Here is an 18,723-nt window from a genome sequence, read left to right as displayed (position 1 = left end):
ACAGCATGGAGGTGGGTGCGATGACCACAGGTACCGACCGGCCCACCGGCGGATCCTACGACGTCGTGGTGGTGGGCGCCGGCGCGGCCGGACTCAGTGCGGGGCTGGTGCTCGGCCGGACGCGGCGGCCAACGGCCGTGGTCGGTGCCGGACCGACCCGGAACGCGCGCGCCACGCAGATCAATGGATTCCTGACGCGGGACGGGATATCTCCCCCGGACTTCCTGGCCAGGGGTGAGGCGGAACTCGCTCGCTACGGCGTCACCCGCATCACTGATCGAGTCCTGGCGATCGATCCCGCGGGAGAGGGTGGGCACTTCCAGGTCCGGCTGGCCGGCGGCTCGGTGCTGATGGCTCGCCACATCCTGGTGGCCACCGGGCTGCGGGACGAACTGCCGCCCATTCCCGGACTCGCCGAACGATGGGGGATCGATGTGCTGTTCTGCCCCTTTTGCGACGGCTGGGAGGCATCCGACCAGCCGCTCGGCGTCCTGGGCGGCAGGCCCGCGTCGGTAGAGCAGGCCTTGCTCGTGCGGCAGTGGTCGGAGGACATCATCTTCTTCCCGCATGACAAAGACCTCACCGATGCCGAGCAGGAGCGGCTCGCGGCCCGCGGTGTCGAGGTGGCGCCCGGTCCGGTGGCGCGCATCGTCACCGACGCGGGACGGCTCACCGGCGTCGAGTTGGCCAATGGCCGGCTGGTATCGCGGCAGGTGCTGTTCACGTCGCCTCGGCGGATAACGCAGGACGGCCTGCTGACCGCGCTCGGCTGCGACCTCGGTAAGGGGGGCACCGTGCTGGTGGACGTGGCGGGGCGGACGAGCGTGCCGGGAGTGTGGGCCGCCGGCAACGTCGTCAGGGACCACGCGTCCGTCATCGTCGCGACGAGCATGGGCGCGGTGGCGGCGGCGGCCGTCAACCGGGACATGGTCCGTGAGGAGACCGCCGCGGCGGTCGAGGAGTACCGCCGCGGCGCGGCGGTGCGCTCCGCCGAATGAACGCGTGTCATCGCGACGCGCGGGCACGGGCTGTCCCCGTCGGCCGCCGGCTCGGTCCAACGAGCACCATCGACCACCCCGAATGTGATCGAATCGGGGCGGGATGGGACGGGCCGGATGAAAGGTGAAGGCGGATGGCGGGTCCTCTGCGGCCGGAAGATCCTCAGCGCCTGGGGGGCTACGAACTCGTCGGCCGGCTGGGGGAGGGCGGCCAGGGCGTGGTCTTCCAGGGACGCGCTCCCGACGGGAAGCAGGTCGCGGTCAAGCTGCTGCGCGTCGGACAGGGTGGTGACGAGGCGGCCCGGCGCCGGTTCGTGCGCGAGCTGTCGATGGCCGAGCGGGTCGCCGGGTTCTGCACGGCGCGGGTGCTCGACGCGGATGCCGAGGGCGACACGCCCTACATCGTCAGCGAGTACGTCGACGGCCCGTCGCTGCAGGAGCTCGTCCGCGAGCAGGGACCGCGGACCGGCGATGATCTCCTGCGGCTGGCGATCGCCACGGCCACGGCGCTGGCCGCGATCCACGAGGCCAAGATCGTGCATCGCGACTTCAAGCCGCCCAACGTGCTGATGAGCCCGGACGGGCCACGGGTCATCGACTTCGGCATCGCGCGTGCTCTCGACGCCCCGGGCACGCTGACCAGCCAGGTCGTCGGCACCCCCGCGTACATGGCGCCCGAGCAGGTGGCGGGTGCGCCGCTCGGGCCGGCCGCCGACATGTTCGCCTGGGGCAGCACGATCCTGTACGCCGCGACCGGGCGGTCGCCGTTCGGCGCGGATTCCATTCCGGCGGTGATGCACCGGGTGCTGCACGTCGACGCGGACGTGAGCATGCTGCCGCAGCCCCTCGCCTCACTCGTGAACGCCTGCCTGAACAAGGACCCGGCCCGCCGCCCGGCGGCGACCGACGTACTGCTGAGCCTGCTCGGCCGGGCGGTCCCGGGACAGGCCGCCGCCACGACGGAGACCTCGCCGATCCTCGCCGCCGGGGCATCGGCCGTCACCGCCGAGTATCTGCCGTCGACCCGGCCGCCCGGGTGGGCCCCGCCCGCCCCGGCCGGGATGCCGCCGCCCCCGGCGTTCGCGCCCTGGGCGGGGCCGGTGACCTCGCCCCGGCGCGAGCAGCCCGGCGTGCCGGGCCTCGCGCTGCTCGCGGTCGCGCTCGCGACGTTCACCGTCATCCTCGGCGACGCCATGCTGTCGGCCGCCTATCCGGCCCTGGCCGCCGGCTTCCACGGCAGCACCGGTTTCCTGTCCGCGCTCGGCAACTACTACCAGCTCGCCCTCGTGGCGGCGGTGCTCCCGGCCGGCCGGATCGCCGACGCCGTCGGCCGGAAGAAGGTCTTCCTCGCCGGTCTGGCCGCGTACGCGGTCACGACGGTGCCGATGGCGCTGGTGCCCGGGCAGACGAGTCTCCTGGCCCTGCGGCTCCTCCAGGGGATCGCCGCGGGGGTGGTGCTGGCGGTCGGGCTCGGGATGGTCCGCGAGATGTTCCCCGGCCGCCGGGGCCTGCTCGCCCTCGGGGCGTGGGCGGCGGCCGTCGTCGTGCCCATGACCGGCGGCGGCCTCGTCGGCGGTGTGATCGTGGAGTACCTGAGCTGGCGCATCATGTTCCTGGCGCTGCTCGCGCCGCTGGTGGTCGCCGGGGTGCTGGGCCTCATCGGCACGCGCGAGTCCCGGTCGCGAGGGCCGGAGAACGGCGCCCTCGGCGTCGTGCTGCTCTCCCTCATGGCGCCGCTGCTGGCCTACGGCCTCCGGCACCAGGGCATCGGATGGCTCCAGGTCAGAACTCTCCTGCCACTGGCGGTCGCCGTCGTCCTCGGGGTGGCCTGCGTCGTCCTGGCGCTCACCGTACGGCCGTCGCCGCTCCCGCTGCGGGCGTCCGGTGGGGCCGCGGTGCTCGCGCTCGGCGTGTGCCCCGCCTTCCTGACCATGACGTACGTGAGCTACCGCCTGCAGGTGAACTGGGGATTCAGCCTCATCGGCACCGGTGCGCGGCTGGTGCCGCTCGCGCTGATGGCATTGGTGTGCGCGCTGGCGGGAGGCGCCCTGGCCGGGCGGCTCGGCCCCGGTCCGGTACTGGCGGGCGGATGTGCGGTCACCGGAGTGGCCGCCCTCGCCGCGTACCCGGCGGCGAAGGGCGGCACCTACCTGCTGCTTCTTCCGGTGGTCGCGCTGCTCGGCGCCGGCCTGGGTGCGCTGGTGACCGGCGCGGCCACGGCCATCCTCGGGGAGCCACCGGACGGGCTGGCCGGACTGGGTGGCGGCCTGATCCAGGCCGGGCTGGTGCTCGGCAGCGCCCTGTCGGTGCCCTTGTTCCGGGTCGCCGGGACACCGCTGCTCGTGGCCGGGGTCATCGGAATCGTCGCGGCCGGACCGGCTCTGCTGCTGAGGAACCGGCCGCCGGAGGAGACGAGCCCGCCGCCCGCGTACGCACCGATGGCTCCGCCGGTGCCGGCTCCCTGGCGGTGACCGCCCAGCGGAGCGCATACGCCGCGTGGCCGTAGGCCGCCGAGGTCGGTATCGTGCGCGGATTATGACTTCGACACTGGGTTCGAACGGGCTACTCGGCGGCCGTTACCGGCTGGTGCAGCGCATCGCCGCCGGTGGGCAGGGTGAGGTCTGGCGCGCGGAGGACATCGGGCTCGGCCGTCCGGCCGCGGTCAAGCTGCTGCGCGGGGAGTACGCCGACAACGCCGAGTTCCGTGAGCGGTTCCGCCGCGAGGCCCAGCACGCGGCGGGCCTGTCCCATCCCGGCATCGCCCAGGTCTTCGACTACAGCGAGGGGGACGGCGGGGAGCCGCCCTACCTGGTGATGGAGTACGTGGCGGGCGAGTCGCTGTCCGCGGCGATCGCCCGCGAGGCGCCGATGAGCCCCGACCGGGTGCTCGACATCGTCGCCGCCGTGGCGTCCGCGCTGGCCTCCGCGCACGCCGCGGGGCTCGTGCACCGTGACGTCAAACCGGGGAACGTCCTGCTGGGCGGCGATGGCTCGATCAAGATCACCGATTTCGGCATCGCCCGTGCGATGGACGCCAGCTCGCTGACCCGCACCGGCACGCTGATGGGCACGCCGCTCTACCTCGCGCCCGAGCAGGCGATCGGCAGGCCGGCGACGGCCGCCAGCGACCTGTACGCGCTCGGGATCATCGCCTTCGAGCTGCTGACCGGCCGGCCGCCGTACGAGGGGCCGCCGACCGCCGTGGTTCTGGCGCATCGTGATACGCCGCTGCCGCCGCTTCCCTCGTCGGTACCACCCGGGCTCGCGGGCCTGGTCCGGGCGCTGACCGCCAAGGACCCGGCGGCGCGGCCACACCCCGCGGCGGCCGTCGCCGAGCAGGCGACCCTGCTGAGGGCCGATCCGGGGACGGGCACCCGGCGGCCGGACGACACGCCACTCGACCAGCCCGTCCCGGGCGACACGCCACTCGACCAGGCGGTTCCGGGCGTACGGCGCGAGGGCCTCACGCAGGTCCTGGACCAGCCGGTCCCACCCGTACGGCGCCGGTGGGCGCTCCCGCTCGCGCTGGGGGGCGGCCTCGCCCTGCTCGCGGGCCTCGTCACCTGGACCGCGTGGCCGGCCTCCGACCATCGGCCGGCGGCCGTGCCGTCGCCGTCGGCGGCGGTCCGGCATCCGTCGGCCACTCCGACCAAGGCGAGTCCGCGCCCGGTGGCCAAGCGCCCCCGGCCCGCGACCCACGCCCCGCCCCACCGGCGGAACCCGGGCAAGAAAGCCAAGCGGGCCAAGCACGGCAAAGACGGCAAGGGCCGGCACTGAGACGGGGGCGGTCCCCGTCGCCCGGACCGAGTGATCTCTCGACCGCGAACCCGGGCGGACACCGCGTCCGCCCGGGATTCGTCCTGAGGGGGATCAGATCTTGCCGACGCCCGCGCCGGCCGTGACGATCGACTTCACGTTCGAGGCCGCGTCCGCCGAGTAGGAGTGCGGCACGTTCGGCACCGACGAGGCGTTGCGCGACTCCGCGGTGCCGGAGCCGGTGAGGTAGTTGTCGGCCAACCGCAGGTTGCCCTCGGGCGAGTCACCGGTCTGGACGACCGTCGGGTGCTCGACGTCCTGGAAGTAGTTCTTCTCGACGAGGACGCCCGCGTTGAACGTGGAGGCGACGCCGTAGCCGCTGTTGCCGTCGTAGTAGTTGTTGAGCACGTGCACCGGAGTGCCGAAGCGCACGCGCGGGTTGCGTTGTACCGTGCCGTCAGTGAACGTCAGGTTGCGGATGACGACGTTGTTCGCCCGATTGACGTTCAGCCCGTACCCGGTGATCCTGCCGGCGGTGCCCACGCCGATGATCGTCTTGTTCGAGGTGACCTTCGTCATCGACGAGAGCGAGATCGTGCCGTTCACCCGGATGACGTACGAGCCGCTGCGGCCCGCGTAGTCGGTGAGCTGGGACGCGCTGGTCACGGTCACCGTTGTGCCGCCGGTGCCGCCGGTCGTGCCGCGCTTTTCCGACGGCGCCCATCGTGCGCTCCCGGACAGAGGGCGTCAACGAACCGTCAGGAGATGTGTCGGGACCGCTCTCGCCGACAGGGGTTTCCCCCAGGTCAGAGGCATCGCCGACGAAGGTCACGCCCCTCGCGGGAGCGTGAAAACTTTCATGACCTGAGACCGGAGCGCCCTACAGGGTGAGCCGCCGCTGGAGCAGGGCCTGTTCGGCCGGGTTGGCGGTCAGCTCCAGAGCGCGGCGGTCGGCGGCGCGGGCCTGGTCGGGGCGGCCGAGCCGGCGCAGGAGCTCGGCGCGGGTCGCGTGGTAGAGGTGGTAGTCGCGGAGCTCGCCGTCGAGGGCGTCCAGCTCGGCCAGGGCGGCGTGCGGCCCGGTCGCGTAGCGCAGGGCGATGGCCCGGTGCAGGCGCGTGACCGGCGAGGGCGCCAGGTGCAGCAGCATGTCGTACAGCAGCACGATCTGTTCCCAGTCGGTGTCCTGCCAGCGTTCGGCTTCGGCGTGACAGGCGACGATCGCGGCCTGCAGCTGGTAGGGGCCGGGGCGCCGGCGTCGTGCGGTGCGGGTCAGCAGCCGCGTCGCGTCCACGATCGCCTCCCGGTCCCACAGTGACCGGTCCTGGTGTTCCAGCAGCACCAGCCCGCCGGCGGGGTCGAAACGGCCTCCCGCCCGGGCGCGGTGGAGCCGGATCAACGCGAGCAGCCCGGCGACCTCCGGCTCGTTCGGCATGAGCCGGTGCAGCAGGCCGGCCAGCCATTCGGCGTCCTCGGCCAGGTCGCGCGACTGCGCGGGCCCGGCGGTGGACAGGTAGCCCTCGTTGAACAGCAGGTAGATCACCGTGAGGACCTCGGCCAGCCGCGCCGCCAGCTGGTCGTCTTCGGGGATCCGGTACGGGATCCCGGCGTCGGTGATCTTTCGTTTGGCGCGGCTGATCCGCCGGGCGACGGTGGCCTCGCCGGTCAGGAACGCGCGGGCGATCTGGGCGGTGGTCAGGCCGCACACCACCCGCAGGGTGAGCGCGATCTGCGCCGGCCGGGGCAGCGCGGGGTGGCAGCAGGTGAAGATCAGCCGCAACCGCTCATCCGGGTCGGGCTGGACCGGCCACCGCAGCTGCGCCAGCTTGGTCCGGTAGTTGGCCTCGCGTCGCAGCACGTCCAGGCCACGGCGCCGGGCCACGGTGAACAGCCACGCGCCCGGCCGCTCCGGGATCCCCTCCGCCGGCCAGTGTTGCAGCGCCGCCAGCACGGCGTCCTGGACCAGGTCCTCGGCGGTGGCGAAGTCGCCGCCGGTGACGTGCATCAGCGAGGCGGCCAACTGTCCCGCGTGCTGCCGGATCACGCGGGCCAGCCGGTCGTGCGAGGCGTCGGTCACCGGTTCAGGATTCGATCGGGCGGATCTCGACGACGGGGCAGGCGGGCCAGGTCTCCACCATGCGCAGTGCCTCGTCCAGGTCGGCGACCTCGATCTCGGTGTAGCCGCTGACCACCTCTTTGCCCTCCACGAACGGCCCGTCCACGATGACCGGCTCGCCGCGGTCGAGCCGTACGGTCGTCGCCGTCTCCGCCGACCGAAGCTTGGCGCCGCCCCGGATCTTGTCCGCGTGCGTGGCGAACCACTCGTCGACCCGCGCGTACGCCCGCTCCCGCTCGGCCGGACTCAGTGCGTCCAGGTCGGCGGCGAACTGCTCGGTCTCCACGAACAACAGCACGTACTTCATCTCGTTTCCCCTGCCTGTGTCGCCGGCCGGCGGCGCTCTCAGCACGGCTCGGACGCCGCCGTTCACCAGTAAGACGATCGGCGGAACGGAGTATGGGACAACAGCCAGGAGAATATTCGCCCGGTTCCCGCGCCCTCTGTCCTGTCCGGCGGTCCGCCGATCGTCAGGTACATGAGGGCGGGACGACCGAGCCGCAGAGGAGACGGAGGAAGCCGTGCCGGATGACAGGAAGCGAGCAGCGCACCAGGCCCTGGTGGATCGCGTGCTGAACGGGCCGGGCAGGGCATCGGCCGAGCAGCGAGCGCGTGCCTTCGCGGGCGAGGGCCTCGCCCCGCCGCTGGACGCGCTGATCGGCAAGGTCGTCGACGGGCCGGCGCAGGTCACCGAGGAGGACTTCGCCGTGGCGAAGGCGTCGGGCTGCACCGAGGACGAGCTCTTCGAGCTGGTGGTGTGCGCCGCGGTCGGTCATTCCGCCCGGCTGTACGAAGCGGGCCTGGCGGCCCTGGCCGAAGCGACCGCCGACGGGGAGGCCTGACCATGCGACTCGACATCCTCAACCGCGGCTACCGGCCCGGAACCAAGCTGCTCTTCGCTCTCGTCCGGCTGTTCTCCGGGCACCCGATGCCGGACGCCGCCAGGCTGGTCTTCTACCGCCCCGACTTCTACGGCGCCCGGGCCAAGGAGTTCACCCACGAGGCGATGCGCGGCCCGTCCGCCTGGTCGATGGGCGACCGCGAGCTGATGGCGGCCTACGTGTCCAAGGTGAACGGAAGCGCGTTCTGCGTCGGCGCGCACACCGCGACCGCGAGCCGGGCGTACCAGGACGGACCACGGGTCGCGGCGGTGCTGGCCGACCTCGAATCGGCCCCGGTCGAAGAGCCGCTCCGGGCGACACTGCGGATGCTCGGCCGGCTGACCGCCGACGGCACGCTGAGCCCCGAGGACGTGCGGGAAGTGCTCGCCACCGGCGTCTCACCCCGGCAGATCGAGGACGCACTGGCGGTCTGCGCCGCGTTCGACACGACCGGCCGGCTCGGCGACGCCTTCGGCTTCGCGATGCTCAGCCCGGAGGGCTTCGATGCCGGCGCCAAGTACCTGCTCAAGCGCGGATACCGATAGCGCCGCGTGTCACGGCGCCAATCCCCACATACCGGTATTACCTCGCAAAAGCTCTCACTGTCCAAAAGAGGCGAAAAAACCAGTCCGTCGCCGCTGTGACTGATGAGGCAAACGGGTTGCTTGTGGCGGATGCGACAGTCCACCATGTGAGAGGACGGGGGGCCCGTGGCGCTGGGGAGGGAGCGTTGCAGGCCGTGACGATGGTTGGGGGCCGATCCGATGCAGCTGCGTTCCTTCTCGGTGAATGGATTCCGGTCGCTTCATGAAATCGGTGGGATCCCTGTGCGTACGCCGACGGTCCTGACCGGTCGGAACGACAGCGGGAAGAGTGCGACTCTCGATGCGTTGGCCTTTCTGCTCGGCGCTCACCGAGCTCTGGAGGCGGACTTCTTGGATGGCGTGGGCAGCGCGGCATGCGAGCAGTTCAGCGTCACCGGCGAGTTCCTCCTGAGTCTGGAAGAGCAGCGGAACCTGGGACTTCCGGAGACCGTCCGCATCCGTCGCGTCGCGGTCCGGGACTCCGCCCGGACCGACTACCAGGTCGAGTGCCAGGTTCCTGTAGACGTCCGGTTGCGCGACCTGGAGTTCATGAACCTGCCGAAGCTCAGGGAGACCGCGCAGGCACTCGGTGTCGCGCCGGATGGCGCGGCCAACGCCAAGGAGAGCTTCCTGCGCAGCCTGCGGCCTTTGGCCGCAGACGGTGAGCAGTGTCTCGACTGGGTCCAGGCGTCCGACGAGATGATCGGATGCCTGCCGAAGTACCGCTATCTGTCCGGTGTCGACGTGACGGACACGAGGGCTCAGCTGCGTACGGCGCTCAAGTTCACGTACCAGGGCATCTTGAAGGACGACAAGTTCGTCCAGCGCGTGGAGGAACTTCAGGCTTCGACCGAGGCGGAGTTGGCAGGGAAGGCCGATGAACTCTGTGAACTGATCGAGCGACGCTGCGACGGCCTTAGCGAGGTATCGATCAAACCGCAGGTGTCGTTTCGCGATGCGCTGTCCGACGTGCAGGTCATCGCGCGCCGAGACGGCCGCCCGATCGATTTTGACGAGGTGGGCGCGGGAAGGCGTCGTCAGCTGGTCCAAGCCATCTGGGAGTGGTCTCAGGATCAGCTGCGTTCCGCGACCGGCCGGGGCGCATCGGTGATCGTGGCGTACGACGAGCCGGACACGCATCTTGACTACGTCCGCCAACGTGGCTTCATGGAGCTCGTCCGCGACCAGTGCACGAATCCCGGTATCCGGAGCATCGTCGCGACGCACTCCGTCCAGATGATCGACCAGATTCCACTGGAGAACGTCGTCCACCTTGAGCTCAAGGACGGGGTGACGATCGTTCACAAGCTGTCCGGGGACGCGACGGATGACTGCGACACCTTCATCAGCCAGCTCGCCGAGGAACTCGGGCTGAGCACCAGCACAGTTCTGTTCGAGCGATGCTTCCTCCTGGTAGAGGGAGAGTCCGAAAAGTCGGCCTTTCCCCGGCTGTTTCGGCTCGTCACCGGGCGCCGCACTCAGGAAGTCGGCATCGTTCTGTTCGACTCCGGTGGCAATGGTACGGTCCTCAAGCTGGTCGAGCATTTGCGGGGGATGGGCAAGCCGGTACTCGTGCTCGTCGACGGGGCTTCCCCCCGAAGTGCGGACACCGGTTGTTATGCGGCTTGTGTCACCGTATAGGACAGTTGTTCGTAGTTGATCGGGCTGGTCTGGCCAAGGGCAGAGTGCCGACGGGTTGTGTTGTAGCGGGTGGCCCACCGGAACACCGCCAGCCGCGCCTCGCGGGCCGTTGACCAGCGCTGCCGGCCTTGCAGGGTCTCTCGCTTCAGACTGGCGTTGAACGCCTCGGCTGCGGCGTTATCGGCGCTGGTGCCCACCGCGCCCATCGACTGGATGACGCCGAGCCGGGCGCAGGCGGCGGCGAAGTCCGCCGAGGCGTATTGCGCCCCGTGATCCGAGTGGAAAATCGCGCCATCCAGGCCCCCGCCCCGCGTGCGGGCTGCGGCCTCCAGCGCGTCGATGACCAGTTCCGTGCGCATGTGATCGGCGATCGACCAGCCGGCCAGGCGCCGGGAGCACAGATCGATCACCGTGGCCAGATACAAGAACTCGCCACCACCGACCGGCAGATAAGTAATGTCACCGACATACCGCTGGTTCGGCGCAGGGGCAGTGAAGTCCCGCCTGATCAGGTCCGGCACCTTTTGATACGACGGGGCCGGCACGGTGGTGCGGACCTTGCGGCGCAGATACACCCCGACGATCCCGAAGATCCGCATCACCCGCTCGATGCGCTTGTGGTTGACCTTCTGGCCGGCATCGCGCAGCTCGGCCGTGATGCGCGGCGACCCGTACGTCCCATCGTGTGCGGCGTGGATCCGCCAGATCTGTTCCGCCAGCGCCTCATCGGCACGACGCCGCTCGTCCCGGGCAGCACGGGTCTCACGCCACCGGTAGTAGCCCGAGCGAGAGACGTCCAGGACATGACACAGCCGCTTGATGCTGAACAGCTCCCGGTGGTCATCAACGAACTGGAAGCGGCTCACCAGTTCGTCTCTCCCGCGAAATATTTGGCCGCCCGGCGCAGGATGTCCCGCTCGGCCTCCAGCTCCCGCACCTTCTTGCGGAGCTGCAGGTTCTCTTCTTCAAGCACGGCGTCGGAGGCTACCGGCCCGGCATCGGCCTCCCGCCGCCGGTCCACTGCCTGGTCGCCGGCCTGCCCCGCCCGCCGGGCCTGCTTGACCCACAACCGCAGCGTCTCGCGGTTGACGCCCAGGTCCTTGGCCACCGACGCGTACGTCGCGGTCGGATCCGACAGATACAACGCCACCGCGTCGGCCTTGAACTCCTCTGAGTAGACCTTCATCGCCACGCAGGACCCCTCTCACCCCCAGACCTCCATGATCCAGGGCGCTCAGGGTGTCCACACCTCAGGGGGAGGCCCCGACAAGGACAGTCGCAAACAGAGCCTGTTCAAGCGCGAGAATCTTGAGAAGCACGGCATCCTCGCCGAACACATCGCCTACATCGGCGCTCCCAATGAGCTGGAGGAACTCTTCACCGACCAGCAGTGGGCGGAAACCGCAGACAAATTCTGGCCCCGTTCTGACGGGAAACCATGGACACCTGCAGCGATAACGGCTCTGCGGGGGAACGGAAAGTTCAGCCAGAGACTGGTCGAGCTCCTCCAACGCGGTCGGGGGAGCCCGTGCGCAAGCCCAGGCTTGTGGCCCGGCTTGCGGAACTCTTGAACACCCGTGACGAGGTGCCCGCCGACCTGATCAAGGAATTCGACCGCGTCCTGGAGTTTGTGCGGCCCGGCGCGGCCGGAGGGGTGTAGCGGGGCCACCCGTCTTCGCCGATGTCTTGGATGTGCGAATTCTCGCTCGACGATCGGAGACGGTGTGGCCCTGACCAGAGAGACGATGACCGACGAGCAGCGCAAGTCCGTCATCCTCGAATATCTCAAGGCGTTCGACAACGGAGGAGTCACCTCGACGGGCGACGGCATCCTCGACCTGTTCGCCGACGACGCGCAGGCGTACTTCCCCAAGTGGGGCCTTGCCAACGGCAAGGAGGAGATCGGCCGGATGTTCGGCGACGTCGGATCCACGATCAAGAAGATCGAGCACCACTACTCGCACTTCAACTGGGTGTTCTCCGGCAGTGACGTGGTGGTGGTCGAGGGCACGAGCCACGGTGAGCACCGCGACGGCCCGTGGCGCGCCGGCGTGCCGGAGTGGGCCGCGGGCCGCTGGTGCGACGTGTTCGAGATCCGCGACTGGAAGATCCAGCGTCTCTTCATCTACCTCGACCCCGACTACGCCGCCCAGGACACCGAGCGCTACCCCTGGCTGGCCGATCGGACCTGAGCGGAGGCCTGCGGGCCGAAGGTCAGCGCGCCCAGGTGGTTCGGGTCGCGGGTGAGGACCTCGGCGATCCGCGCCCGCGCCTCGTCGCTCCGGCCGCGCAGCTCCGCCGCCTGGGCGGCGAGGAAGGCCGCGGTCGTCTCGCGGCGTGCCGCCAGGTCGTCGGTGAACAGCAGCATCGTCGGCAGGGACGTGGCGAAGTAGTCGACCCGCGCGGGAGTGGCCCGTAGCTCCGCGACGTACGCCTCCAGGCCCGCGACCAGGCCGGCCGCGCGCTCCTCCTCGCCGAGGCGGCGCCACGCCAGTACGGAGAAGTAGGTCATCTCGCTGTACGGCCGGGTGCTCATCTCCTGGAAGTCGCCGTCGGCGGTCGCCGCCCGCGTCCAGGCGTCGCGGGCGGCCTCCGTCTCCCCGGCGGCGGCGTGGGCGTCGCCGAGCAGGAGAAGGAGGTCGGCGCAGTTGGCCAGCGGGTGGCGGGCCTCGCCGAGCGACTCGGGGGGATCCAGCGCGGCGCGGGCGTGAGTGCCGGCCGCGGCGGCGTCGCCGGTGGCCAGGGCTGCGCGGCCCAGGGCCAGCCGGGTCTGCTCCCAGGCGTACAGGGCCTGGCCCTCGCCGCCCTCCCAGGGCTGGAACCGGCGGCCGGTCAGCACCTCCAGCGCGCGGGCGGCCCGGCCGGTGGCCACGAGCAGGAGGACGTACTCGACGGTCAGGTCGTCGCGGGCCGCGACGACGTCCGGCCGCCGTTCGAGCCGGGCGAGACGTTCCTCCGGCGGCGTCCCCGTGCGCTTGGCGAGCTGGTCGGACTCGTGCCACAGCTTCGCGTCGTCCGGCGCGAGCGCGAGGGCGCGGTCGTAGCAGGCGGTGGCCTCGGCCGCGTCGCCCCTCACGTTGAAGGCCGCGACGCCGAGGTTGCGCCAGGCGACGACGTCGGCCGGGTCGTGCTCGACCGCGCGCCGCCAGCAGGCCACGGCCTCGTCGTGCCGGTGGTGGTGGTACAGCCAGTGGCCCAGCAGCGACGCCGCCCGCGCGTCCGACGGGTCGCGCTCCAGCGTACGCGCCAGCACCAGCGCATCCTCGGCCCGGCCGGGGAAGCAGTAGCGCGCGTCGGTCGTACGGGCCCGGTCGAGGGCCGGGCCGGCGTCCTCGCCGAGGGCGGCCAACAGGTCCGCCCGGTGGTAGGCGAGCAGCGGTCCGGCGCCCGAGCGTGGCCGCCGCCACTCGCCGGGTGCCCCGGGCTCCTCGTCGGCGAGCCGTTCCTCGGCGCGTTCGAGCACGCGCAGCGCCTCGGCCGCGAACCCGGCGGCCGCGTAGTCGAGGGCGACGTCGAGACAGGTCGGGGCGTCGCAGTCGAGCGGGAGGCCGGCCAGGTCGCGGGCCCACCAGTCGAGCGGGTCGAGCCGGCGTACCGCCGCCAGCGCCGCGTCCGCCTCTTCCGTACGGCCGAGCCGCCGCAACACCAGGACCCGCAGGTCGTGGGCCTGGAGGAGCCCGGCCTCGGCGGCCAGCGCCGCGTCGAGGTGTTCCAGCGCGGCGGTCCAGCGTCCGGCGCGGCAGTCGAGCCGGGCCAGCGCCCAGTGCGCCGGGGCGCGCCAGGCCGCGTTCCAGGCCGCCTTGGCCAGCGCGTCGTAGGCCTCGGCGGCGCGGTCGAGCCGGATGAGCGTCAGGCCCAGCCGGTAGTACGCCTCGCCGTCGTAGGGGTTCGGGTTGCGGAGCGTCTGGCGGCCCACGGCGCGCCGGAGCAGTTCCTCCGCCTCGGCGTACCGTCCGTCGCCGTACCGCCGCGCGGCGAGCGCGATCGCCGCCCGCGCGTCGCCGGGGTCGCGGCGCAGCGCCTCTCGCCAGTACGGCTCCGGCGAGCGCGTCGCGTGCCGGTACTGCTCCAGGTGCAGCCCGGTGACGTACAGCTCGTCCGTGCCGGCGATCTCGTCGGGGGCGGGCGGCTCGGTGGCCGGCGCGGGCGGCGTCACCTCGGCGGGCGCCGGCCGCGGACGCCAGGTCAGCAGCGTCGCGCCCTCGTGTTCGACCGTCAGCTCCAGGTCCTCCGCGGCGTACGGGCGGGGCAGCCGCACGTCCGTGACCAGCGGCGATCCGGGCGCGAGGTCGTGACGCCCGGACCAGACGGTCTCACCGCCCGCTCGGAGCCGTACGAGACAGCCGGAGCGTACGGCCGTCACCGCCACGCCGACGCGCGCCGTGCCCCCGCCGGCCGACAGGCTCACGGCGGCGTCGAGGTTCGCCTGGTGGGCCGGGCCGATCCGCTGGATCGGGTACCAGTACTGGCGGAAGCTCTTGGTCTCGCCCGGCGCGAGGAAGGAGAAGTCCGGCTGGTTGTCGGTGAAGACGCCGGCCATCAGCTCGACGTACGGGCCGTCGCCGTCGGTCAGGTTGCGGTCCCACGCCCAGCCGAAGGGCGCGTTCCCCCAGGTCCACTGCTTCTTGCCGGGGGCGATGCGATGGTCGGCCCAGTGCACGAAGCCGGCCTGCGCGCCGTGGTCGTAGCCGCCGAAGAAGTCGTCCTCGCTGCCCACGCACATGTACGAGGTGGGCACCGGGATGTTGCGGTACCAGTCGAGCCGGTCGCCGTCCGGGCGGGCGTCGTCGGCGCGCGCCGGGTAGTCGACGCCGTAGTAGCGGCCCGAGGCGCGGGGGAACGTGGTCGTCGCCCGCTTGGCGTGGTCGGCCACGAAGTGCACGTCGGTGGGGAAGAAGGACTGGTAGTGGTCGTTCGCGTGCGCGGCGACGTTGGCCCACCACAGGAACGTCCGTACGTCCTCGGTCCGGTTGTAGAGCCGGACCCGCAGCTCCACGACGGCGCGGTCGGGCCGCAGCCGTACGCCGTGCATGCCCTTCATCCGGCTCAGCGGGTCATGGTCGGAGCACCACACCGTCACCGCGCCGTCCGGCTCGCGCTCGATCTCGACGTCGACCGGCAGGAACGTGCCCGGCCGGTGGTGCTGCGGCCAGTTGAACTCCACGCCCCCGGAGATCCAGGGGCCGGCCAGCCCGACGAGCGCGGGCTTGATCACGTTGTTGCGGTAGAAGAAGTCATAGCCGGCGGTCTTGTCGTATCCGACGTGGATGCGCCCGCCGAGCGCGGGCAGCACCATGAGGCGCAGCCAGCGGTTCTCCAGGTGCACCGCGTCCCAGCGCACCGGCGCGCGTGTCTCGGCGATCCGCTCGTAGAACGGCAGCGGGTACACCCGGCCCGACGAGCCCTGGTACACCCGGGCCTCCAGGAAGGCCGGGTAGGCGTCCGGCGCCGCCGGGGCGTACGTCTCGATCGGGACGTCCTCGCGCCAGACCGCCACCGCCTCTCCGCGCTGGTCCTCGGGCACGGGCGGCAGCTCGATCCTCGGGTCCTCGGGCATGCTTCGAGCGTACGGAGGCGCGCGGACAGGCCGGAATGTGCGAAGGAACGGATTCCCTGGACGAAACAACGATCAGCCGTCAGCATGGCGGCATGCCCCGCATGCACGGTTTCGCCGGTGAGCGCATCAGCGTGCTCGCCCGCCCGCTCGTACGCGAGGCGCTCGGGCTGTCGCTCACCTCACGGCTGCTCGTCACCGACTGCGGATACTTCCCCCAGGCCGCTGACCACCGGCGGAGCCGTACGGAGGGCAGCCCGCAGGTGATCGTGATCGTCTGCGCCGACGGCGCGGGATGGTGCCGGTTGCCGTCCGGACGGTTCGAGGTCGGCGCGGGTCAGGCCCTGGTCATCCCGGCCGGCGTCGGCCACGAATATGGTGCCGACCGGGACCGGCCCTGGACGATCTGGTGGCTGCACGTGGCCGGGGCCGACGCCGGCGAGCTGACCGGCGCGGTCCTGTCCGATCCGGAGCGGCCGGTGGTCCCGGTCGGCGACGTCTACCAGGCGGTGTCGCTGATCGACGAGGCCTTGGGCCGGATGGAGCGCGACGACTCGGTGCCCAGCCGCCTGGCCGCCGCCGGCGCGGCCTGGCACCTGCTGGCGCTGCTCGCCGCCGGCCAGACGGGCGCGCCCGCGGGCCGGGCCGACGCCGTACGGCAGGCCCAGCAGTACCTGCGCGAGCACGTCGGCGCGCGCACCAGCGTCGCCGAACTCGCGGCGCTGGCGCGGCTCAGCCCGTCGCACTTCGCGGCCCTGTTCCGCCGCGCGACCGGCACGTCGGTACTCCGGTACCAGACCCGCCTGCGCATGTCCCGCGCCCGCGAACTGCTGGACACCACCGACCGCCCGATCGCCGAGATCGCCCGGGCCCTCGGCTACGCCGACCCGTTCTACTTCTCCCGGCAGTTCGGCAGGATCCACGGCGTCAGCCCGAGCGCCTACCGCGTCCAGCACAAGGGCTGAGCGCATCAGTCGCAGCCGACGCCATCGCGGTCGAGGTCGTAGATGTCGGAGCCGATCACGCGTACGGTGCCGCTGACGTAGGCCGGGCCGTTGCCGCCGCCGCCCGCGCAGTCGACGTCACCGGCGACCGGCACGCAGCCGCCGTAGTTGGTGTACGGGTTCGGATGCACCGCCGTACCGCGCGTGTGCCCACCATGAGCACCCGGCTGACCGGCGCCCGGGCGACCACCTTGCGCACCGGTTTCCTGGCCGTCTGCCGGCCGTCGGTGAACGTGACCTGGTAGGTCAGCGACGCCGCGCCTCGCCACCTTGGTCGTGCCCCGGGCGAGACGGGGGTCGGCGACCCTCCGGGTCGAGCACCGGATCGAGCGCTTCTCGACGATCGTGCGCCTCTCGACCCGGGGCGTGGACGCCGTACTCGGGCTGGAAGAGGACGCGCAGGCTTCCACCCCAACCCGTGACCACCTTCGGGCTATCCCCGAGGCGGAGGCCCCCGCCGGAGGCGCAATCACGTCGGCGGGCGATCGACCGTCTGCATCGGGCGTCGCGGATGACATGGCCTGGGATGGCAGGCAGGATACGGCGGTGAGCATCATCGTCGAGTTCTTTGTCGCGCCGGATGACACGGCGGCGGCCGGGGTGTTGGATGCCGGACCGGAGGGTGTCTTCGAGTCGGCGCCGTTCGGCAACTTCGTCGCCGGTACGGCTGTGATCGAGTGGGAGAGCATTCTGACCGGCCGTGCCTTCGCCGACCTTGTCGCGCTCGGTATGCCACGCATCGTCGCCGATGCGGGGGACGGGAGCTCGTGCCTGGTCTTCGCGTTCTCTCCTGCTCTTCGTGCCGAGTTGGCTGCGGCCGATGATGCCCGGCTCGACGGTGTTGTTTCAGAGTGGGTTCGGCGAGATGCCGGCGACGGCGGTGCCGTCGACCCGGAGATGGCGCGGCTCATCCTCGATGACGTCGCCGGATTGGCACGGCTGGCCGTCCAGGAGGGGCACGAGGTGTACTGCCGGATGGCATGACGGCCAACGCCGGTACAGGGTCGGAGGAAGGTGATCGTGGGCCAGGCCGCCCGATCCCCACGGCGGGAGGGACCGGCGCCCACGCCGCACGCCCGTGGGGCGTGCCGGAGCGGGCGGCTGCGGCGGCGCGGGGAGTCGGCTGGCCGTCAGTGATCGTCCGTGGTCTTGTGACGCGCCAGTGGAGCATCCGTCAGGTTGCCGACCGGTTCGAATGCAGCTACGGCGCCATCCGCCGCCTCCTGATGAGCCGGGTACGACCGAGGAACCGAGGCGGGCAGATGGTCGATGGTCCTGGCCTGGAGGAAAGTCGCGTGGTTGGGGGTGAGGGTTATCAGTTCCGTTCAGTCCCCAGCGGACCCAGTGATCTCCAGCCGGTCGCCGACCAGATCGTGGGCTGTTCCCTCAATCACGCCGGTGGTGATCGGCCAGCCCTGCTCCAATGCGTGGTCGTAACGTAGGAACTCCCGGGGGTTCGATAGGTAGCGGACAGCGGCCTGCAGGCCGTCGCACCGGTGGTCGGGCATCGCGGCGGCCTGGGTTGTCAGGTCGGCGATGACCCGGTTGATGTTGCCCGGCGCGCCCAGGTCAACGTTGACGTCTGGTGGCGCGAGGCGGTACGTGAACGAGGCCGTGAAACTCCTGTCGACCCGCTCGCCCAAGCTCGCAGCGGCACTGAGCAAAGCCAAGAAGGACGCGGTGCCGTACGTGGTGCTGGACGGGACGCTCATCCCGATCGACCGCCTCAGGGCCGACCGGCCCTTCTACTCCGGCAAGCACCCGAAACACGGGATGAACCTGCAGGTCATCGCCGCACCCGACGGCAAGATCCGCTGGGTGCCCGGCGCGTTGCCCGCCTCGGTGCATGACCTGCGGGCCGCCCGGATCCGGGGCATCGCCGGTGGCCCGGCAGGCGCCGGTCTGCTCGTGCTGGCCGACAAGGGCTACATCGGCGCGGGCCGGCACATCGCCACCCCCTACAAGGGCCGGAACAAGCCCGAGTCCCAGAAGGCGGCCGACCGCTCCCACGCCCGCCTCCGCGGACCCGGCGAACGAGCGAACGCTCAGCTCAAGTCATGGAAGATCTTGACCAAGTTCCGCTGTTGCCCCCACCGCGCCGGCCACCTCGCCAAAGCCATCCACGTCCTACAGACCCGCGAAGCCAATGCATAGTGGAAAAGGTTCACTCAGTGTTACCACAGATATGGGTC

At 71.3% G+C, this 18,723-nt stretch carries 17 protein-coding genes and 2 pseudogenes; 11 read left to right on the top strand and 8 right to left on the bottom strand.

Annotated features, from left to right (window positions below; all coding sequences use genetic code 11):
- Positions 1-20: 20 nt before the first annotated feature.
- The 3 genes from OG417_RS34745 to OG417_RS34735 all read left to right on the top strand — a co-directional run bounded on the left by OG417_RS34745 (position 21) and on the right by OG417_RS34735 (position 4,775).
- The gene (locus OG417_RS34745; protein ID WP_329237827.1) at positions 21-998 is read left to right on the top strand and encodes an NAD(P)/FAD-dependent oxidoreductase; all 978 of its coding nucleotides are present in this window, start codon (positions 21-23) and stop codon (positions 996-998) included.
- A gap of 134 nt (positions 999-1,132) precedes the next feature.
- A complete protein-coding gene (locus OG417_RS34740) occupies positions 1,133-3,469 on the top strand; it encodes a bifunctional serine/threonine protein kinase/MFS transporter (RefSeq protein WP_329237824.1) in 2,337 nt (778 codons plus the stop codon).
- 64 nt (positions 3,470-3,533) lie between these two features.
- Positions 3,534-4,775: a serine/threonine-protein kinase gene (locus OG417_RS34735; RefSeq protein ID WP_329237820.1), complete on the top strand. Its 1,242-nt coding sequence runs from the start codon at positions 3,534-3,536 to the stop codon at positions 4,773-4,775.
- Positions 4,776-4,868: 93 nt separating this feature from the next.
- On the opposite strand, the gene OG417_RS34730 is transcribed toward OG417_RS34735, so the two are convergent.
- The 3 genes from OG417_RS34730 to OG417_RS34720 form a co-directional block, all read right to left on the bottom strand.
- Positions 4,869-5,420 carry a right-handed parallel beta-helix repeat-containing protein gene (locus OG417_RS34730; protein ID WP_329237817.1) on the bottom strand — a complete coding sequence of 184 codons (552 nt, stop codon included), beginning with the start codon at positions 5,418-5,420 and terminating at the stop codon, positions 4,869-4,871.
- A gap of 214 nt (positions 5,421-5,634) precedes the next feature.
- A complete protein-coding gene (locus tag OG417_RS34725; RefSeq protein WP_329237814.1) occupies positions 5,635-6,828 on the bottom strand; it encodes an RNA polymerase sigma factor in 1,194 nt (397 codons plus the stop codon).
- 4 nt (positions 6,829-6,832) lie between these two features.
- Positions 6,833-7,174, bottom strand: coding sequence for a YciI family protein (locus OG417_RS34720; RefSeq protein ID WP_329237811.1), 342 nt, complete (start codon positions 7,172-7,174; stop codon positions 6,833-6,835).
- Between the two features lie 214 nt (positions 7,175-7,388).
- On the opposite strand from OG417_RS34720, the gene OG417_RS34715 reads away from it, so the two are divergent.
- The 3 genes from OG417_RS34715 (at position 7,389) to OG417_RS34705 (ending at position 9,973) form a co-directional block, all read left to right on the top strand.
- Positions 7,389-7,709: a hypothetical protein gene (locus OG417_RS34715; protein ID WP_329237807.1), complete on the top strand. Its 321-nt coding sequence runs from the start codon at positions 7,389-7,391 to the stop codon at positions 7,707-7,709.
- A gap of 2 nt (positions 7,710-7,711) precedes the next feature.
- The gene (locus OG417_RS34710; RefSeq protein WP_329237804.1) at positions 7,712-8,293 is read left to right on the top strand and encodes a carboxymuconolactone decarboxylase family protein; all 582 of its coding nucleotides are present in this window, start codon (positions 7,712-7,714) and stop codon (positions 8,291-8,293) included.
- Positions 8,294-8,638: 345 nt separating this feature from the next.
- Positions 8,639-9,973 carry an ATP-dependent nuclease gene (locus tag OG417_RS34705; RefSeq protein WP_329237801.1) on the top strand — a complete coding sequence of 445 codons (1,335 nt, stop codon included), beginning with the start codon at positions 8,639-8,641 and terminating at the stop codon, positions 9,971-9,973.
- Here OG417_RS34705 and OG417_RS34700 read toward each other — a convergent pair.
- A protein-coding gene (locus OG417_RS34700; RefSeq protein ID WP_329237797.1) for an IS3 family transposase occupies positions 9,949-11,165 on the bottom strand; the annotation gives its coding sequence in 2 pieces (ribosomal slippage) (positions 9,949-10,856 and positions 10,856-11,165; 1,218 coding nt in all). The two genes, OG417_RS34705 and OG417_RS34700, sit on opposite strands and share 25 nt — an antisense overlap.
- A gap of 336 nt (positions 11,166-11,501) precedes the next feature.
- Here OG417_RS34700 and OG417_RS34695 point away from each other — a divergent pair.
- Both OG417_RS34695 and OG417_RS34690 read left to right on the top strand, forming a co-directional pair.
- Positions 11,502-11,633, top strand: a complete 132-nt coding sequence (locus tag OG417_RS34695; RefSeq protein ID WP_329237794.1) for a hypothetical protein — start codon at positions 11,502-11,504, stop codon at positions 11,631-11,633.
- A 64-nt stretch (positions 11,634-11,697) separates the two neighbouring features.
- Positions 11,698-12,165: a nuclear transport factor 2 family protein gene (locus OG417_RS34690; protein ID WP_329237791.1), complete on the top strand. Its 468-nt coding sequence runs from the start codon at positions 11,698-11,700 to the stop codon at positions 12,163-12,165.
- On the opposite strand, the gene OG417_RS34685 is transcribed toward OG417_RS34690, so the two are convergent.
- Positions 12,138-15,530, bottom strand: a complete 3,393-nt coding sequence (locus OG417_RS34685) for a DUF5107 domain-containing protein (protein ID WP_329237787.1) — start codon at positions 15,528-15,530, stop codon at positions 12,138-12,140. The genes OG417_RS34690 and OG417_RS34685 overlap by 28 nt on opposite strands.
- 92 nt (positions 15,531-15,622) lie before the next feature.
- Between OG417_RS34685 and OG417_RS34680 the strand changes: the two genes are divergently transcribed.
- Positions 15,623-16,492, top strand: coding sequence for an AraC family transcriptional regulator (locus OG417_RS34680; RefSeq protein WP_329237784.1), 870 nt, complete (start codon positions 15,623-15,625; stop codon positions 16,490-16,492).
- A gap of 5 nt (positions 16,493-16,497) precedes the next feature.
- On the opposite strand, the gene OG417_RS34675 is transcribed toward OG417_RS34680, so the two are convergent.
- Positions 16,498-16,662, bottom strand: a complete 165-nt coding sequence (locus tag OG417_RS34675; protein WP_329237781.1) for a hypothetical protein — start codon at positions 16,660-16,662, stop codon at positions 16,498-16,500.
- A 68-nt stretch (positions 16,663-16,730) separates the two neighbouring features.
- Positions 16,731-16,946: pseudogene (locus tag OG417_RS54530) on the bottom strand (hypothetical protein); the annotation flags it as partial.
- A 131-nt stretch (positions 16,947-17,077) separates the two neighbouring features.
- On the opposite strand from OG417_RS54530, the gene OG417_RS34670 reads away from it, so the two are divergent.
- Positions 17,078-17,515 carry a hypothetical protein gene (locus tag OG417_RS34670; RefSeq protein WP_329237778.1) on the top strand — a complete coding sequence of 146 codons (438 nt, stop codon included), beginning with the start codon at positions 17,078-17,080 and terminating at the stop codon, positions 17,513-17,515.
- Positions 17,516-17,856: 341 nt separating this feature from the next.
- Here OG417_RS34670 and OG417_RS34665 read toward each other — a convergent pair whose 3' ends face one another.
- Complete coding sequence (locus OG417_RS34665) at positions 17,857-18,174, bottom strand: hypothetical protein (protein WP_329263166.1); 318 nt, start codon at positions 18,172-18,174, stop codon at positions 17,857-17,859.
- On the opposite strand from OG417_RS34665, the pseudogene OG417_RS34660 reads away from it, so the two are divergent.
- Positions 18,128-18,685, top strand: a pseudogene (locus OG417_RS34660) (transposase family protein); the annotation flags it as partial. The gene OG417_RS34665 and the pseudogene OG417_RS34660 overlap by 47 nt on opposite strands.
- Positions 18,686-18,723 lie beyond the last annotated feature (38 nt).

Source organism: Actinoallomurus sp. NBC_01490 (assembly GCF_036227085.1).
Lineage (GTDB): Bacteria > Actinomycetota > Actinomycetes > Streptosporangiales > Streptosporangiaceae > Actinoallomurus > Actinoallomurus oryzae.
The sequence above is the reverse complement of the archived record's forward strand: the minus strand, read 5'-3'. Positions and strand labels throughout refer to the sequence as shown.

Excerpts from the sequence above, each read along its gene's own strand:
- OG417_RS34745 (WP_329237827.1), top strand. The coding sequence starts at position 21 with ATGACCACAGGTACCGACCGGCCCACCGGCGGATCCTACGACGTCGTG.
- OG417_RS34740 (WP_329237824.1), top strand. The coding sequence starts at position 1,133 with ATGGCGGGTCCTCTGCGGCCGGAAGATCCTCAGCGCCTGGGGGGCTAC.
- OG417_RS34735 (WP_329237820.1), top strand. The coding sequence starts at position 3,534 with ATGACTTCGACACTGGGTTCGAACGGGCTACTCGGCGGCCGTTACCGG.
- OG417_RS34720 (WP_329237811.1), bottom strand. The coding sequence starts at position 7,174 with ATGAAGTACGTGCTGTTGTTCGTGGAGACCGAGCAGTTCGCCGCCGAC.
- OG417_RS34710 (WP_329237804.1), top strand. The coding sequence starts at position 7,712 with ATGCGACTCGACATCCTCAACCGCGGCTACCGGCCCGGAACCAAGCTG.
- OG417_RS34685 (WP_329237787.1), bottom strand. The coding sequence starts at position 15,530 with ATGCCCGAGGACCCGAGGATCGAGCTGCCGCCCGTGCCCGAGGACCAG.
- OG417_RS34680 (WP_329237784.1), top strand. The coding sequence starts at position 15,623 with ATGCCCCGCATGCACGGTTTCGCCGGTGAGCGCATCAGCGTGCTCGCC.